This is a genomic window from Amycolatopsis nalaikhensis (assembly GCF_030264295.1).
Taxonomy (GTDB): Bacteria; Actinomycetota; Actinomycetes; order Mycobacteriales; family Pseudonocardiaceae; genus Amycolatopsis; species Amycolatopsis nalaikhensis.
In genome coordinates this window covers 2,384,371-2,399,971 of the sequence record NZ_CP127173.1, presented here as the reverse complement: position 1 = coordinate 2,399,971, position 15,601 = coordinate 2,384,371, and the positions used below count along the sequence as shown (strand labels likewise).

Genomic DNA, 15,601 nt, shown 5'->3' with positions numbered 1-15,601 from the left:
GAACGAAAGCCGATTAGCTCGCCGCAGCGTGGTGCAGAGGGTGATGTCGCACTCGGGTGGGGCTCTGATGTCCGCGTCGGCGCTCAGGGGAACGGTGGCTGCGTCGCGGGCGCCGTTGCCGACGGCGAGGGCAGCGCGGCCGTGGCGGACGCGCTGTTGAGCCATGCGACGGGGACACCTGCGCTCAGGCGCGTACGGCGTCGGGTCGTCGTTCATGGCGGCGTAGTGCACTGGTTTGGGTCCGTCGCGGTCACGGTCGGCAACGCACCTGCCCCATTTCTTCCGTTTTTGGTAAAAGGGCACCACGTTGTGTCCAGAGGTCACCCGTGAACACCGGTTCCGGCGGTCTGGGCGCGGAGCACGGCCAGCGCGGCGACGCCGAGGACCGCAGCCAGGCCGAGGAAGCCGGCGCCGAGGGTGGCCGCGGCAGCGATCGTACCGACCAGCAGCGGGCCGCCGGCGTCGCCTAATTCGCGGCCGACTTCGGCCGCGCCCATGGTCTGCCCGAGCCGTTCAGGCGGCGTGATCGCGGCCAGGTGCGCGAACCCGAGCGGGGTCGCCAGACCAACCCCGGTGCCGATGGCCACTGTCGCTATCAGCACTCCGGCGACTCCGGGAACCACTGCGGCCAGCGCCGCTCCGGCCGCGGCCAGGGCGAGCCCGCCGGCCATGCCGACGCCGTCACGCAGCCCTCCGGCGTCGCGGGCGCGGCCTGACCACGGCTGCACCAGCGCCGAGCACAGTGCCAGCAGTGACACCGCCGCGCCGGTCACCAGCGGGGTCAGGCCGGCGGCGGCTCCGGTTATTGGCAGGAACCCCACCCCGACCGCCAGTGCCGCGGTCGTCGCGGCTAGCGCCGCGGTCGGGCGCAGAAAGGCCGGCGCGCTCAGACGGCGAGCGAGATCCAGCGCGGTCTGGCGCGCGCGTGGCAACGGGGGCGCCGCGGGCACGACCATCGCGACCCAGGCGGCGACCGCCAGGGCGAGCACGGCGAGGGTGGCGAACAACAGTGAGAATCCGCCGAGGGTGACCAGGGCACCGCCGAGCAGTGGGCCGGCGGTGTAGCCGACGCTCTTCCACGCGCCGTACCCGCCGAACGCGCGACCTTGTCGCTTCGGCGGGGACAGCCGCGCGACGAGGGCTCCGGCGGCGGGAGAGAACGCCGCGGCGGCGGCGCCCTGGCCCAGCCGGGCCAGTCCGACCGCGGTCGGGTTTCCGGCGAGCACGAACGCGGCAGACGCCGCGGTGAACGCGAGCAGCCCGCCCAGCAGTACCGGGCGGGGCCCGATCCGGTCGGCCAGTGACCCGAACACCGGCTTGAGAACCACCTCGGCACCGTCGTAGACGGCCAGCAGCAACCCCAAGGTCAGCAGAGAGACGTGCTCGCCGCCGGTGTAGGCGCCGAGACTGGCGGCGATGCTGTGCGCGCCGAACGCAGTCACGAACCCCGCCGCGTACAGCGGCCGCAGGACGGAGGTGGAGGTGGGCTCGGGGGACTCGGTGCTCACCCGCGGGGGTCCTCTTCCCGGCGTCGGTGCCGCAGCGCGTGCCGGACGGTCAGCACGGCCGGCATCAGGCCCATCGCGAGCACCACGGAGAGCTGGTAGCGGTGGATCTGCTCGTAGACGGCGGTGATGTGGATGCCGGCCAGGTCGCCGAGCCCGGCCCGGACGCCGACCCACAGTGCGGCGCCGAGGGTGTTGAACGCGAGGAACCGCCGCCGCGGCATTCGTGTGATGCCGACGATGATCCCGTTGGCCTGGCGCACCCCTTCGACGAACCGGGGGAGGACCACGACCTTGCCGCCGTGGCGGACGAAGAACCGTTCGCGGTGCCAAGCCACCGTTCGGTCAGGAAGACACGCCGGCCGAACCGCGTTGCCAACCGCCGGCCGCCGAAGTGCCCGATCGCGTAGCCGGTGTCGTCGCCGGCGACGACCACCGCCGCGATGGTGAGGTATCCCGCGCCGACGTAGACCGCGGCGGCGATCAGCACCGTCTCACCGGGTGCCGGGACACTGGATTCCTCCAGCAGGATCAGCCCAGCGACGCCCACAGCGCCGCCGCCATCCGAACCGGGTTCTCCTGGCGGCGCGCCGACCACCGCCCGGCGAGGCAGGGCGGCGAACACCAGCAGGCCGCAGGCGGCGTAGGCCGACACGATCGAATGCAGCCACGGCGTCGCGCGGGCGAAGTCGTTGATTTCGAACACAGCTGGTGTCGACGTTCATGACCTCGGCTCACATCTGGTGCAGGGCCTGGAAAACGAGCTCGGTGTATTCGGTGAGCCGATCGGCGCAGTGCTTGAGCCGCACCTCGGCTTCGGCGGCCGCGGGCGCGCCGAACACATCGCGGACCTTCAGCTCCCGATGCCACCGCCGTAGCCGCTCCAGGCTCTGCTCCTCTTCTTCCAGCTCGGCCATGGTGAACTTCTCGACGCGGATCTCCTTGTCGATCTCGGCGTCGAACTTGCCGCAGTCGGCCAGGAACTCCCGCCACTCGTCGTCGCGCTCGGCGGTGAACATTTCCTCCAGCCGGGCACCGTCGCGCTCGCTGCGTCCGGCCGCGTCGAGCACCACCACCTCGCCCTCGCCGCGTTCGGCGAGCTCGGCCACCCGGTCGATGCCGTCGGCGAACCCGGCCACGTCCGGCACCGCCCAGATACCCTGTCCCAGCGACAACGCGCCGATCCGGCGCAGCTCCCGCCACACCGCGACCCGGTGCCGCGACGGCACCGCCGGAACCTTCACCACCAGCACCTGCCACCGGCCCGACCGATACGTCACGGTCTTCAATGTAGCAGGTGTTACAGCAAACATTGTGCTCGTCTCATGGGTGGAAGTGCGCACCCGTCGCCATCGGCTCAGAGGCCCGCGGCTATGCGCACCGGTCACCGTCCGCCGAGCCGGCCCGGCGGTGCTTTCCGGTCACCTGATTTCCGAACGCGAGGACGCGGCGTCGGCCAGGGAGCAACCCGACGCCACTGCGCCTAGGGCGCTTTCTGCCACCTTCTAGTCAATTGCCTGATTTATGTCGATGTGATTGTCCGGTCGCCGCTTCGGGTTCACCGAATGTTGGGGCGTCCAGGGCTGGCCTGCGCGGAAAGCATCGGCAAGTATTTCGGGGTCCGTGAATGGGGTGCGGTGGGCCGCACGCAAAGGTGATGGAGGACCGTGGTGGGAACGACCAGACGCGGGAACCTGCGCAGCCGGTGGCTCGGTGTGCTCGTCGGGGCACTGTCGGTGGCCGTGTTCGTGGTGTCGGCGGGTCCGGCGTCGGCCGACCGGGGTGATGGACATTCGTTCCATCCGCCGAAGATCGGTCACGTGTGGACGTTCATGCTGGAGAACAAGTCGTTCGAGGCGACGTTCACCGGGTTGAACCAGAACGACTACCTGTGGAAGACGCTGCCCAGCTATGGGCTGCTGCTGCGGCAGTACTACGGCACCGGGCACTTCAGCCTGGACAACTACATCAGCGCGGTGTCCGGGCAGGGGCCGGCGCCGGACAACCAGGCTGACTGCCCGCAGTACAAGGACGTCCAGCCCGGTTTCCCGGCGGCCGACGGTCAGGTCTACGCCCCGACCGGCTGTGTGTACCCGACGTCGGTGCCGACGCTGTTCAACCAGCTCGACGCCGCGCATGTGTCCTGGAAGACCTACCTGCAGGACGAGGGCAACACCCCTACGCGCGAGGATGTCTACCACTGCGGTATCCCGGGCAACCCGGCCGGCAACGGCGTGCCCGACCCGGGCGGGGCCACCGCGGTGGATCAGTACGTGCCCAAGCACAGCCCGGTGGCGTGGTTCCACTCGGTGATCGACAACCCGGCCGACTGCCGCAACGTCGTCCCGCTGGCCGGGCTGCCCGCCACCGGCGGCCACCCGGCGCTCAGCGGGTTGGAACAAGACCTCAAGCAGGAGTCGACGACACCGGCGTTCTCCTGGATCTCCCCGAACAACTGCAGCGACGCCCACGACGCGACCTGCAAGGGCGACAACCTGACCGGAGACCCGAACAACCACCAGGGCGGGCTGTTCGCGGCGGACGTGTTCCTCAAGAAGTACATCCCGATGATCATGGCCTCGCCGGCGTTCCAGCACGACGGGGAAATCCAGATCCTGTTCGACGAGGGATTCCCGCCCTACAAGATGTACGGCAACTCCATCGCCGACTTCAGCGGCAACGCCGACCCGAGCCTGAACACCTCGACCGACACCGCGCAGTCGGTGGTGGCCTGCTGCAACGAGCTGCCCGGCCCGAACACCACCCAGCCCGGCTTCCAGGCGTTCGGCCAGGACACCACCCCCGGCGGCGGCATCACCGGCGCGGTGTTCATCTCCCGGTTCATCCAGCCCGGCTCGATTACCGACCAGCCCTACAACCACTACAGCTGGCTGCGCAGCACGGAAGACCTGTTCGGGATCCACCGCGGCGGCACCGACGGACAGGGACACCTCGGTTACGCCGCGGCCGACGGGCTGCGCCCCTTCGGCAACGACGTCTACAACAACGCTGGTGGCCACGCCAGGCCGAAGGTCAGCGTCGGTGACCAGCGCGCGATCTACCCGGCCACCGCCGGTGGCGTCGACCAGATGACCCAGCCGCGCTACGAACGGATCGGGGGCCGCTGACCCGTGCGGCCCACCCGCTTCCGGCTGCGCGTCGCCGTGCTCGTCCTCGTGGCGAGCGCGGCGCCGCTCTCGGCCTGTACCGCCGGCTCCACCGGCCCCGCCCAAGGCTCGTCCGCCTCCGATGTGGTCAGCCGGCTTGGTCCGGTTCCGATCCCCACGGCCGCGGAAGGCGCGCCGGCGCCGGTCACCGCCTCGCCCGGACATCCGCAACTGCTGGCCATGGGCGCTCCGGTCCAGGTAAGCCTTCCCGCCGGCGTCTCGGCGCTGCTGGTCGCCTCGGGCCCGGCTGTGGAGCCGCCACCCGGCGGAGCGAAACCCGACAGCAGGGCCACCGGGACGATCACTCTGACCGCCTCCGCCGCCGCCGGCACGCTGACAGTCGCGGCCCATGACCTGCAGTGCCGCGACGAGACCGGAACCGCGGTCGCGCTGTCGGTCGTCGGAAAGGACACTGTGACGGCCACCCCGGGACACCCGGGGACGCTGACCCTCACCGGCACCTTCCACAGCGGGGGCGCCCAGATCAACTGGCAGCAGAACGGCCACGTGCTGGCGATGTGGGATTTCGCCGTCGAGATCGACTGACCCAGGCGTGTCTGGCCGGGCCCGGGGTCGGCCGCTCGTCACAGCGCCAGACCCGGACAGGCGTCCCTAGCTCGCCTGCCCCGGCCCAGCTGTCGAGTCGTTCGCTCACCCCGTTCAGATCCGTGAGCAGCTGGTCGAGTTGTCGTGCGTGTGCGTCGAGCAGGGCGGCCTGGCGGGCCAGACGACGGCGCAACTGCTGCAGTTCGTCACCGGGCTCACCGGGCGAAGCCGCATCGGCGTCGTGGTGCATCACCGATCTCCCCGCTGCGCACTTGCCGGGTTCGGACTTGCTGAAAAACCGGAGGAGGCCGGACCGACTCTGGCATCGCGACGAGGTCGTTGATCAGCTCGTGGGCGCCCGTCCGGTCATGCGCCCATGCCGAGGGAGATCTGCACGACGACCAGCACGAGCCAGGCCACGATGAACAGCAGGACCCAGAACCACGGCCGGGACAGCTCAGAGCCAACGGTTTCGCTTGAAGACCCGGTAGAGGACGAAGCACACGCCGAGGATGACGGACATGACGACGGGATAGCCGAGCTTCCAGTGCAGTTCGGGCAGGTAGTCGAAATTCATGCCGTAGATGCCGACCCCCATGGTCGGCACCGCGATGACCGCCGCCCACGCGGTGATCTTGCGCATGTCGCTGTTCTGCCGCAGTGACACTTTGGCCAGGGTGGCATCCACCAGGGTGGTCAGCAGCTCGTCGAAGTTCGCCACCCGCTCGGTGACCGTGCGCAGGTGGTCGTCGACGTCCCGGAAGTACGACCGGACTTCTGCGGGCACCAGGGACGTCTGGCCTTTCGGCGAGGCGCTGCAGGGGTGTGGCCAGGGGCGTGACAGCGCGGCGCAGCTCCAGGAGCTCGCGTTTCATCAGGTACATGTGTTCGGCACCGGTCGGGCTGTTCGGGGCGAAGACGACCGTCTCGACCTCGTCGATGTCGCGTTCGAAGGTTTCGCTGACGTCCAGGTACTGGTCTACGACCCGGTCGCTGATCGCGTGCAGCACGGCGGCCGGGCCGGCGTTGAGGCGGTCGGGTTCCTCTTCCAGTTCTCGGCGCAGGCCCCGCAGGCCGGAGTGGTCACCGTGACGGACGGTGAGAATGAACCGGTGGTCGGAGACTGGTGCGCGACGCAAAGGACGGTTTTGAGCACCATGAACAGCACGTCACCGTAGCGTTCAAGCTTGGGGCGCTGGTGAGCGTGCACGGCGTCCTCGACCGCCAGTTCGTGCAACCCGAAGGTCTCGGCGATGCCCTCGATCTGCTCGGCGGCGGGTTCGAACAGCCCGATCCAGCCGAACCCGTCGCCGCGCCGGCGGACCTCGGCGATCGCTTCGGTGTCCGACCACCGGCCCGGCAGCCGCCGCCCGGCGACATAGACGCCGCAGTCGACCATGTAGGCCGAGACAGGAACAGGGATCGGCTGTTGAGGAGAGTGCCGGGACGCTGGCTCGCGTGGCGGTCGGATCGGCATCTCACCTCCAGGGGCACCTGAGAACCAGCCTGGCACATTGGTGTCCGTGGAATCCGGTTGGGCGCTTTCCGGGCGTTTCCAGCGTGGACTGGCCAGGCGGTATGGCCGCGACACCGGGGTCAGCCGCGAGGCCTGCTCTAGGCTCGGGTGATGCGTCGATTCCTGCTGGACTCCCGGGGCGTCCTCCGCCCGGCCGTCATGGTTATCGCGGTGCTTGTGGTCGTGGGCGTGGTGCTCGGACTGGCCAGCCTGGGCGGCTGGGCGGGCATGGCCGGGATCCTGCTCGTGCTCGGCGCGTGCCTGCTCGTCATGGTCCGCTTCGGATGACGCCGGGGCTGCCCGAAGACCGGCTGGGTGAGCGAGCCGGCTGGGCCAGGCGCCGGGGTTCTCGGCCAAGCAGGACGCTGCGTCGTTCGGTCATCGCGGTGCTCGGTGCCGTGACAGGGTTGGCTGTCCTCGTGTTGCGCTCGACCCTGATGCCGCCCCGTCGATCTGCGAATGCAGGAGCGGGAAGACTGGCAGCGGAACCGTCGTCTCGGCGGTCACGCCCACGCTTGACCGGGGATCGTTGACGCTCATGAGCGGCGTTGCGGTGTGATGCCGCGGCGGGTGTCTCCCGGGAGCGGGCGGACGCGTTGGAGGTCGCGGCGGCTGGTCGAGTGCAGCTGCCAGGGGACGCTGGTGACCATCACGCCGGGTTCGAACAGCAGCCGGCCCTTCAGCCGCAGTGAGCTCTGGTTGTGGAGGATGTTCTCCCACCAGCGGCCGACGACGTATTCGGGGATGTAGACGCACACGACGTCGCGGGGGCCGGCGCGACGAAGGTTCTTGACGTAGGCCACCACGGGCCGGGTGATCTCGCGGTAGGGGGACTCGAGCACCTTGAGCGGGATCTTCATGTCCCGCTGCTCCCACTGCCGTTGCAGGGCCCGGGTGTCGGCGTCGTCGACGTTCACGGTGATGGCGGCCAGGGTGTCGGGGCGGGTGGCGCGGGCGAACGCGATCGCCCGCTGGCTGGGCTTGTGCAAGGTGGACACCAGTACGACGGCGTGGACGCGGCTGGGCAGCAGCTCGCTCTCGTCGTCGGCCTGGAGTTCTTCGCGGACGTGGCTGTAGTGGCGGTGGATCGCTCGCATCATCACCCACAGCACCGGGATCGCGATGACGACCAGGTAGGCGCCGTGGGTGAACTTCGTGATCAGGACGACGACCAGGACGATCGCGGTGAGCGCGGCGCCGAGGGCGTTGATCAGCCGGGAGCGCTGGATCGACCGGCGCTGCCGGGCTTCGGTCGCGGTGGCCAGCTCGCGGTTCCAGTGCCGGACCATGCCCGCCTGGCAGAGCGTGAACGAGGTGAAGACGCCGAGGATGTAGAGCTGGATCAGCCGGGTCGTCGAGCCGTCGAAGGCGAAGATCAGGATCCCGGCGACCAGGGCGAGGGCGATGATGCCGTTGGAGAACGCGAGCCGGTCGCCGCGGGTGTGCAGCTGCCGGGGCAGGAAGCGGTCCTGGGCGAGGATGGAGGCCAGCAGCGGGAACCCGTTGAACGCGGTGTTGGCCGCGAGGATGAGGATCAGCGCGGTGGTGGCCTGCAGGAAGTAGAACATGACCGCGTGGTCGCCGCCGAAGACGGCCGCGGCGATCTGGCTGATCACGGTCCGCTGCGGGTCGCTGTCGCAGTTGCCGCGGAAGCCGGTGAGGTCGCAGGTGTTCTCGGCGATCTTGACCCGGGCGATCATCGCGAGCGCGGTGATGCCGCCGAACATGACGACGGCGATGGCGCCCATCGCGGTCATCGTGCGGGCGGCGTTGGCGCTCTTGGGTTTGCGGAAGGCGGGGACGCCGTTGGAGATGGCCTCGACACCGGTGAGGGCGGTGCAGCCGGAGGAGAAGGACCGCAACAGCAGGAAGACCAGCGCCAGTCCGGTCAGCCCGACCTGCTCGGGCCGGATGTCGTAGCCGGCGCTCTCGGCGACCGGGGCGTGCCCGGCGGCCAGCTGCCCGAACCCGAGCACGATCATCAGCATGACCCCGCCGATGAACAGGTAGGTCGGGATCGCGAACGTGCGCCCGGACTCCCGGATGCCGCGCAGGTTCATCGCCGTCAGCAGCACGATGAACCCGATGTCGAGGCCGATGCGGTAGTCGTTGAGCTGGGGGACGGCGGAGATGATGTTGTCGACGCCGGAGGCGACCGAGACCGCGACGGTCATGATGTAGTCGACCATCAGCGCCCCGGCCACGACGAGCCCGGCGGAGCTGCCCAGGTTCTTCGACGCCACTTCGTACGAGCCGCCGCCACTGGGGTAGGCCCGCACGACCTGCCGGTAGGACACGACCACGACGGTCAGCAGCACCGCGACGGCCAGGCCGATCCACGGCGCCAGCGTGAGGTAGGCCAGGCCGCCGATACTGAGGATGAGCAGGATCTCCTGCGTCGCGTAGGCGACCGAGGACAGCGGGTCACTGGCGAAGATGGGCAGGGCGAGCCACTTGGGCAGCAGGGTCTCGCCGAGGGTGTCGCTGCGGAACGGCCGGCCGAGTACCAGCCGTTTGAGCGATGAGGTGGGTGCCGGCACGTACGGAAGCGTCTCCCGGGCACGCCCGGTGTCGCATATGGAAAACATCAAGATCCGAGGTGCGGCGTAGGGATTTCGTCAAGGAACGCCGGGGCGCTCGTCAGGGTTGCGTCAACGCCCGCCGCGCGGGAGCCGTGGCCGTCTAGTGTCGGCCGCCAACTGATCTCCGCGGGAGCTGACATGGCCGACGACGTGGTCGCATGGCTGTCCGATGTGGTCGGTCGCCCTGGTGCCGTCGAGGTGGTCGAGGCTCTCGCCGATGGCGCGAAGTCACACATCGCGCTGTGTGCAGCCGTGCCCCTGGCGAAGCGGAAACTGGAACGCGTGCTGCGGACACTGGCAGCTGAAGGGGTGCTCGTCCGGTGCGACGAGCCAGGGACCTGGGATCTGTGGCCGGGACGTACGACCCGTTACGCGTTGACCGCCTCCGGCCGAGAACTCGTCGCCGTTTTGTCTGATTTGGACGTATGGGTCGCGATTTACGAGAGGTACCTCGACGGCCGGTGCGACGGTGATCACCGGCGCATCAGGCGGACGTGGAGATAGCCTGGTGCGGCGTCAGGGAGGCGTCGACACCGCAATGGCCCGGTCCAGCGCGACCGCCGCCTCGGCGATGTGACGATCTTCTTGATGAACCCGGAAGTCGCCGAGAAGGCCGACCGGCACTGGCTGTCGGTGGTCGGCGGCCTGGGCGCCGTCCTGGACGCGATGACGTCGGCGGCGTATGGCCCCGAAGCCATCGTCATCGTGCTGGCCGTGGCTGGCAGCGCCGGGCTCGGCTTCACGGTGACGGTGACGCTGGGCATCGCGCTGCTGGTCGGCGTCCTGACGTTGTCCTACCGGCAGGTGATCGCCGCGTTCCCGGACGGCGGCGGTGCGTACGGCGTCAGCCGGGGTGGCTGCGCTGACGTCGGCGTTCCCCGAGTTGCCGCCCTACACGCTCTGGCTGTGACTCGGCGTGCTGGCGCTGGTCACCGGGGTGAACCTGCGCGGGAGCGCCGAAAGCGCCAGCGTGTTCATCGCGCCCACCGTCATCTTCGCCGGCGCGATCCACACCGTCGTCGCGGCCGGCCTGCCGCGGACGGAACCGCGGTCGCGACGATCACGCCTGGGCATGTCCGGCGCCTGCAGTCCATCGGGATTCTGCTGCTGCTCAAGGCTTCGCAAACGGCCGTGCCGCGCTGGTGTCGAGTCGATCGCCAACGCGGTCCCGTCGTTCCGCAAGCCGCGGGTCCGGCGGACCCAGCGGTCCGAGATCGCCCTGGGCGCGCTGCTCGCGGTCATGCTCCTGGTATCGCGACGCTGATCGAGAAGTTATCGATCCACCCGGTCGACGGCGTGACCGTGCTGTCCCAGGTCACCACGGCGTCGCTGGGCGACGGCTTCGGGTTCCGTGCCGTGCAGTTCTCGACGGTGGTGCTGCTCGTGCTGGCGGCGAACACGTCGTTCGGCGGCCTCCCGGTGCTCGCGCAGCTGCTCGCCAAGCACAACAACCCGCCGCACGTGTTCGCGCTGCGGGCCGAACGCCAGGTCTACCGCTGCGGCGTCGACTTCCTCGCCAGCTCGTCGGCGCTGCTGCTCATCGCGTCCGACCGCGACCTGAACACGCTGGTGCCGCTGTTCGCGATCGGCGACCGCCTCGAACTCGGCCGGACGCCGGCGCCGCCCCGGACGGACCGGGTCGCTGGTGGTCGTCCCGGTGCACCCGGTCTCCCGCCTCAGCCGGGACGCGCTGGCATCCGGACGTGCCGCTGGTGCAGCTGCACGACGAGCGGCGCCGGATCGGCGAGCCGCTGGTCGAGCACCTGCACGGGGTGGGGGACCGGCACGTGTTCGTGCTGATCGCCGAGGCCGAGCCGGCACATTGGTGGCTGCGCGTGCTGCAGAACCAGCGTGGTGCGGTGCCGGCCCGGGCGCTGCGGCGCGACTCGGACGCGGTGGTCTGCCGGACGCGGTTCCGCCTGAGCCGCGGGAAACACCGGTCGGTTAACGGGAGCCCAGGACGACGCCGTCCCGGGTTCTGTCACGCGTCGGGCGTGGGGAACAGGCCCTGCGCCGCGTGGATGCAGTCGAGGATGTCCTGGGCGAGCTGGTCGGCGGGGCGTTGGGTCGCTGCCGGGGTGAGGCGCAGGTCGCGGACGTGCCCGTCGAGGCTCACCACGACGGCGATCGCGCCGTCGTGGCTGCTGTGGCTGACACGGACGTTGCCGGTCGTGGGCCGGGGAATGCTTTCGGTGGAACGGATGTCGGGGTCGGCTGCCAAGGGAACTCCCGGGTGTGGCGTCCGGCTCGGGTGCCGGATCCGTGATCGGTCAAGGGTGGCCCCGGCGCCGCGGTCGATGCCAGTCGTTCACGACGGCGATTCCCAGTTGTGACCATGTCCGCTGTGGACGTCGAGCGGCCCCACGAGGATCCGACGTTGACGGACGCCGGGTTGTTCCTGATGTTTCGTGACGCCGCTCACTCCGGGGCGCCCTACGTGATTGTCAAACCGGACGAGTTTCGGCGTCCTCGACGTGGGCAGGCCTGGGACAGCCGGCCTCCTGCCGCTCGCCCTGGCCGTGGTGTACCGGCCGCTGGGTGACTACATGGCCAAGGTCTTCACCAGCACGAAGCACTGGCGGCTGGAGAAGGCCGTCGACAAGATCGTGCGGGTCGACCCGGGCACCGAACAGCACTGGAAAACCCACGCCTCCGGTGTGCTCGGCTTCTCGTTCCTGTTCGCGATCGTGCTCGTCGCGCTGGGCACGGTGCAGAGCCTGAAGTCCGGTGTCGCGGTCACGAACATCGACGGCTCGAGCAGCACTACCGCGCTCGCGCCGTCGGCGGCCAGGGGGCCATCGAGGAGCTCGGCGCCAACGTCGGCGGCATCTGCAACGCCAACTCCGCGCATCCCTCCGAGAACCCTAGCTACGTCCTGCTGTCGGTGATGGGTGCGCTGTGGTCCGGCGTGCTCGCCCTCATGTGTGGTGGGCCGAGACGCACCCGAACGGCCCGGGGCGTGGCGCTCGGCCGCGATGCTCACGTACCGCTCGGGCGAGTCCTCGGAGCGGAACACGTCATAGGAAAGACAACCCGATTCTTCACGGCACGCGGCAGCGAACTCCCGCAGGACCTGGCCGAACTCCACGGCGTTCTCCGGGCTGCACGACACATCGGCAACCACAAGCACGTGCGAATCCATGTCCAACACCCCTATGTCCAACGTGCCTGGGGCTGGACGTAGGGGCCTCGTACCCGAGCAGTCCGTGCAGACCGCTCACTCTGCGGGTGATTTACCGACCCCGGACGTTGGCCGGTGCGGCGTCAACCGGCTGCGCAGGACTGGCTCGGGGTCGCCGGTCCTGCGCAGGGCGGGGCCGTCAGGCGACGAAGGGTTCTACAGCTCGATCGTGGTCCCCATCACGACCGTGCGGTCGACCGGCAGCCGGAACGCGGCCGCCTGGGAGGCGGCGTTGTGCGCCAGCCCGATGAACAGCCGTTTCTGCCACCGGGGCATGCCGCCGGGCGGCCCCTGCTCGATGGTGACCTTGGACAGGAAGTAGAACGCGTTGTCCAGGTCGGTCTCGAGTTCGGTGGTGAGCATGAACGCGTCGCGCAGCGCCGCGGGGATGTTCGCGTCGTCGTGGAAGCCGAACCGGACCGACAGGTGCACGATGCCGTCGTGGGCGTGGGACAGGGAGTCGACGGCGAGGCGCTCGTTACGGGACACGTGCGGCACGTTTTCGAAGACCACGGAGACGATCACGACGTGTTCGTGCACGACGCCGTTGAACTCGGCGTTGGCGCGTAATGCCAGGGGCACGGTCTCTTTCGTCGGGTGCGGGAACACCGCGGTGCCCGGCACCCGCGTGGGCGGGTCGTCGCGCAGCCGGTCGACGAAGTCCGACAGCCGGCCTTCGGTTTCGGTGCGCCGGGCGGTGACGAGGCGGCGCCCGCGCTGCCACACCAGCATGGTCGTGACGGCCACCCCGCCCAGCAGCAGCGGCAGCCAGCCGCCGTGCACGACCTTGGTCAGGTTGGCGGCGAAGAAGGTCAGCTCGACGCCCCCGAAGACCACGGCCACCAGCACCAGCCGCCACCACGGCCACTGCCACACAGCGCCGGCCAGGATCAGGAACAGTGCGGTGGTCAGCAGCAGCGTGCCGGTCACGGCCACCCCGTAGGCGGTGGCCAGCGAAGCCGAGGAGCCGAATGTGACCATCAGGACGAGCACAGCGCCCATCAGCAGCCAGTTCACCCCGGGCACGTAGATCTGACCGCTCTCCTGTGCCGAGGTGTGCCGGACCGTCAGGTGCGGCAGGAAGCCCAGCCGCATCGCCTGCCGGGTCACCGAGAACGCGCCGGAGATGACCGCCTGGGACGCGATCACGGTGGCGAAGGTCGCCAGCACGACCATCGGGATCTGCGCCCAGCTCGGGACGAGCAGGTAGAACGGGTTGCGCACGGCGTCAGGCTGTCCCAGGATCAGGGCTCCCTGGCCGAGGTAGTTCAGCGTCAGCGCGGGGAACACGACGGCGAACCAGGCCCGCCGGATCGGCGGGCGGCCGAAGTGCCCCATGTCGGCGTACAGCGCCTCGGCGCCGGTGATGGCCAGCACCACGGCGCCCATCGCGATGAACGCGACGAACGGGTGCTCGAACACGAAGCCGACGCCATAGGTGGGTAAGAGGCTCCGCAAGATCGCCGGGCGCTGGAGGATGTGCGGCAGGCCGAGCACCGCCAATGTCAGGAACCACAGCAGCATCACGGGGCCGAACAGCCGGCCCACCCGGTGGGTGCCGAACCGCTGCGCGAGGAACAGCACGATGAGGATGACCGCGGCGATGGGCAGGATGGCGTCGCGGATGCTGGAGGCGACGACGTCGATGCCCTCGACCGCGGACAGCACGGAGATGGCGGGTGTGATGACGCTGTCGCCGAAGAACAGCGACGCGCCCACCACCCCCAGCAGCGTCGCCAGCCCGGCCAGCCGGGCCCGGCCGGGGACCCGCCGCCGGATGAGCGCGGCCAGCGCCAGGATGCCGCCCTCGCCGTCGTTGTCGGCGCGCATGACGAAGAGCACGTACTTCACCGACACGACGAGCAGGATCGACCAGAAGACCAGCGACAGCACGCCGTAGACGTCGCCGGGCACCGGCCGCACCGCGCCGTTGTCGATCGAGAACACGGTTTGCAGCGCGTACAGCGGGCTGGTGCCGATGTCCCCGAACACCACCCCGAGCGCCCCCAGGGCCAGCGTCACCGCCGCTGGCTGCGGAGGGCGCCCGGTGTCGCGCGGGGACGGCTTGGTTTCGTTCTGCTCAGAGCTCACTCCGGTCAGTGTGCCCGCCCTGGCCACCGGGACCGCGCAGAACCCGCCGCGGGACACCGTGAGGCTGTGGCGTGGCATCGGTGTTCGGGTCGGCTGTGCCGTAGGTTGCCGACGATCCTGGGGAGTGCCCGGGGATCGGGTCCGGCGTCTGCCCGCCGGGAGTCCGCGGCGACGGCGAGCCATCCTGAATCGTCGTCAAGAGGCCGCGGGCAGGACGGAGGTCGCCGTGCGAGAAATCACCACTGCGATCGCCGCCGGGGTTCTGATCGCTGCCGTGGCCGGCTGCTCGTCGCCGTCCGCGGCACCGCCACGGCTCTCGCCGTCGATCCCGGCGATCCCCTGGACCTGGCTGCCTTCAGTGCGGCTCGGCGTCACCGGCGGGGACCTGCTACAACAACGATGGGCAGTTGCCCAGTGGTGACTCGTTCCAGGAGTGCGACGTCTACCCGCGGGCGTGCGGGGCGTACCGGGACGCCTACCGGATCGTGGTCGACCTGAACACCGGCGAGGTCTGGTACTCGCCCGACCGCTACAGCGACTTCTATCACCTGTAACAGTTCTGGTCCGCGCCGCCTTCCGGGAGGACGGCGGCGCGGACCTGTTTCCGGCAGCCCATCTCGGAACGTCCTGAGAGGACGCTGAGAGTGCGACCACCCTGTCGAAGCGTGAAGCGCCGGGAGGGCGGGTATGCGTTGTTCCGTCCGGACCGACGTCGGAAGGAGTGATCATGGGTTCCTTGGTCGGGTTGCTGGTTGTCTGGGTGGCTCTGGTGGTGCTCGGAATGGTGGTCAAGGGGCTTTTTTGGCTGGTCATCGTGGGAGCCGTCCTGTTCGTCGCGACGGGCGTGGCCGGTATCGTCAAACGCGGCGCCCTGAACGCCCGCCGCTGAGCCAGGGGCGCGGGAGTATCCATTGCCGACGGGCAACCTGGATCGCCGGCCGCTACGCGCCGAGGCGTGGCCACGTGGACGGCCGCCGGGACATACCCCGCTCCACGTGCACGCGCGCGCGTGC

Annotated in this window: 14 protein-coding genes and 4 pseudogenes; 10 read left to right on the top strand and 8 right to left on the bottom strand. The window is 69.7% G+C overall.

Annotated features, from left to right (window positions below; all coding sequences use genetic code 11):
- Nucleotides 1-320 precede the first annotated feature (320 nt).
- The 3 genes from QP939_RS11810 to QP939_RS11800 form a co-directional block, all read right to left on the bottom strand.
- The gene (locus tag QP939_RS11810) at nucleotides 321-1,508 is read right to left on the bottom strand and encodes an MFS transporter (RefSeq protein WP_285456765.1); all 1,188 of its coding nucleotides are present in this window, start codon (nucleotides 1,506-1,508) and stop codon (nucleotides 321-323) included.
- Nucleotides 1,505-1,843 carry a DedA family protein gene (locus QP939_RS11805; RefSeq protein WP_285456764.1) on the bottom strand — a complete coding sequence of 113 codons (339 nt, stop codon included), beginning with the start codon at nucleotides 1,841-1,843 and terminating at the stop codon, nucleotides 1,505-1,507. The genes QP939_RS11810 and QP939_RS11805 overlap by 4 nt, the downstream gene beginning before the upstream one ends.
- 396 nt (nucleotides 1,844-2,239) lie before the next feature.
- The gene (locus tag QP939_RS11800; RefSeq protein WP_285456763.1) at nucleotides 2,240-2,785 is read right to left on the bottom strand and encodes a Chromate resistance protein ChrB; all 546 of its coding nucleotides are present in this window, start codon (nucleotides 2,783-2,785) and stop codon (nucleotides 2,240-2,242) included.
- A 390-nt stretch (nucleotides 2,786-3,175) separates the two neighbouring features.
- Between QP939_RS11800 and QP939_RS11795 the strand changes: the two genes are divergently transcribed.
- The 3 genes from QP939_RS11795 (at nucleotide 3,176) to QP939_RS11785 (ending at nucleotide 5,561) form a co-directional block, all read left to right on the top strand.
- On the top strand, nucleotides 3,176-4,633 hold the full coding sequence (locus QP939_RS11795) for an alkaline phosphatase family protein (protein ID WP_285456761.1): 1,458 nt from the start codon (nucleotides 3,176-3,178) through the stop codon (nucleotides 4,631-4,633).
- A gap of 3 nt (nucleotides 4,634-4,636) precedes the next feature.
- On the top strand, nucleotides 4,637-5,218 hold the full coding sequence (locus tag QP939_RS11790) for a hypothetical protein (RefSeq protein WP_285456759.1): 582 nt from the start codon (nucleotides 4,637-4,639) through the stop codon (nucleotides 5,216-5,218).
- 148 nt (nucleotides 5,219-5,366) lie between these two features.
- Complete coding sequence (locus tag QP939_RS11785) at nucleotides 5,367-5,561, top strand: hypothetical protein (RefSeq protein ID WP_285456757.1); 195 nt, start codon at nucleotides 5,367-5,369, stop codon at nucleotides 5,559-5,561.
- 114 nt (nucleotides 5,562-5,675) lie between these two features.
- Here QP939_RS11785 and QP939_RS11780 read toward each other — a convergent pair.
- A pseudogene (locus QP939_RS11780) lies at nucleotides 5,676-6,695 on the bottom strand (magnesium and cobalt transport protein CorA).
- Nucleotides 6,696-6,845: 150 nt separating this feature from the next.
- On the opposite strand from QP939_RS11780, the gene QP939_RS11775 reads away from it, so the two are divergent.
- Nucleotides 6,846-7,022 carry a hypothetical protein gene (locus tag QP939_RS11775; RefSeq protein WP_285456756.1) on the top strand — a complete coding sequence of 59 codons (177 nt, stop codon included), beginning with the start codon at nucleotides 6,846-6,848 and terminating at the stop codon, nucleotides 7,020-7,022.
- 248 nt (nucleotides 7,023-7,270) lie between these two features.
- Here the strand turns inward: QP939_RS11775 and QP939_RS11770 are convergent, their stop codons facing one another.
- A complete protein-coding gene (locus QP939_RS11770; RefSeq protein ID WP_285456755.1) occupies nucleotides 7,271-9,274 on the bottom strand; it encodes an APC family permease in 2,004 nt (667 codons plus the stop codon).
- 180 nt (nucleotides 9,275-9,454) lie between these two features.
- Between QP939_RS11770 and QP939_RS11765 the strand changes: the two genes are divergently transcribed.
- Both QP939_RS11765 and QP939_RS52385 read left to right on the top strand, forming a co-directional pair.
- Nucleotides 9,455-9,820, top strand: a complete 366-nt coding sequence (locus QP939_RS11765) for a winged helix-turn-helix transcriptional regulator (protein WP_285456754.1) — start codon at nucleotides 9,455-9,457, stop codon at nucleotides 9,818-9,820.
- Between the two features lie 638 nt (nucleotides 9,821-10,458).
- A pseudogene (locus tag QP939_RS52385) lies at nucleotides 10,459-11,172 on the top strand (hypothetical protein); the annotation flags it as partial.
- A gap of 125 nt (nucleotides 11,173-11,297) precedes the next feature.
- On the opposite strand, the gene QP939_RS11755 reads toward QP939_RS52385, so the two are convergent.
- Complete coding sequence (locus QP939_RS11755) at nucleotides 11,298-11,537, bottom strand: YbaB/EbfC family nucleoid-associated protein (RefSeq protein WP_285456752.1); 240 nt, start codon at nucleotides 11,535-11,537, stop codon at nucleotides 11,298-11,300.
- A gap of 263 nt (nucleotides 11,538-11,800) precedes the next feature.
- Between QP939_RS11755 and QP939_RS11750 the strand changes: the two are divergent.
- A pseudogene (locus QP939_RS11750) lies at nucleotides 11,801-12,271 on the top strand (potassium-transporting ATPase subunit KdpA); the annotation flags it as partial.
- A gap of 31 nt (nucleotides 12,272-12,302) precedes the next feature.
- Here QP939_RS11750 and QP939_RS11745 read toward each other — a convergent pair.
- Together QP939_RS11745 and QP939_RS11740 are read right to left on the bottom strand one after the other, a co-directional pair.
- Nucleotides 12,303-12,458, bottom strand: a pseudogene (locus QP939_RS11745) (putative quinol monooxygenase); the annotation flags it as partial.
- 195 nt (nucleotides 12,459-12,653) lie between these two features.
- Nucleotides 12,654-14,588, bottom strand: coding sequence for a potassium transporter Kup (locus QP939_RS11740; protein WP_285456750.1), 1,935 nt, complete (start codon nucleotides 14,586-14,588; stop codon nucleotides 12,654-12,656).
- Nucleotides 14,589-14,814: 226 nt separating this feature from the next.
- Here QP939_RS11740 and QP939_RS11735 point away from each other — a divergent pair, with 226 nt between their 5' ends.
- The 3 genes from QP939_RS11735 (at nucleotide 14,815) to QP939_RS11725 (ending at nucleotide 15,477) form a co-directional block, all read left to right on the top strand.
- Complete coding sequence (locus tag QP939_RS11735; protein WP_285456749.1) at nucleotides 14,815-15,009, top strand: hypothetical protein; 195 nt, start codon at nucleotides 14,815-14,817, stop codon at nucleotides 15,007-15,009.
- Entirely contained in the window at nucleotides 14,996-15,142 is a 147-nt protein-coding gene (locus QP939_RS11730; protein ID WP_285456748.1) for a ribonuclease domain-containing protein, read from the top strand. The genes QP939_RS11735 and QP939_RS11730 overlap by 14 nt, the downstream gene beginning before the upstream one ends.
- Nucleotides 15,143-15,315: 173 nt before the next feature.
- Nucleotides 15,316-15,477: a hypothetical protein gene (locus QP939_RS11725; RefSeq protein ID WP_285456747.1), complete on the top strand. Its 162-nt coding sequence runs from the start codon at nucleotides 15,316-15,318 to the stop codon at nucleotides 15,475-15,477.
- Nucleotides 15,478-15,601 lie beyond the last annotated feature (124 nt).

Coding starts and splice junctions, on each gene's coding strand:
- QP939_RS11765 (WP_285456754.1), top strand. CDS start 9,455: ATGGCCGACGACGTGGTCGCATGGCTGTCCGATGTGGTCGGTCGCCCT.
- QP939_RS11775 (WP_285456756.1), top strand. CDS start 6,846: ATGCGTCGATTCCTGCTGGACTCCCGGGGCGTCCTCCGCCCGGCCGTC.
- QP939_RS11725 (WP_285456747.1), top strand. CDS start 15,316: ATGGGTTCCTTGGTCGGGTTGCTGGTTGTCTGGGTGGCTCTGGTGGTG.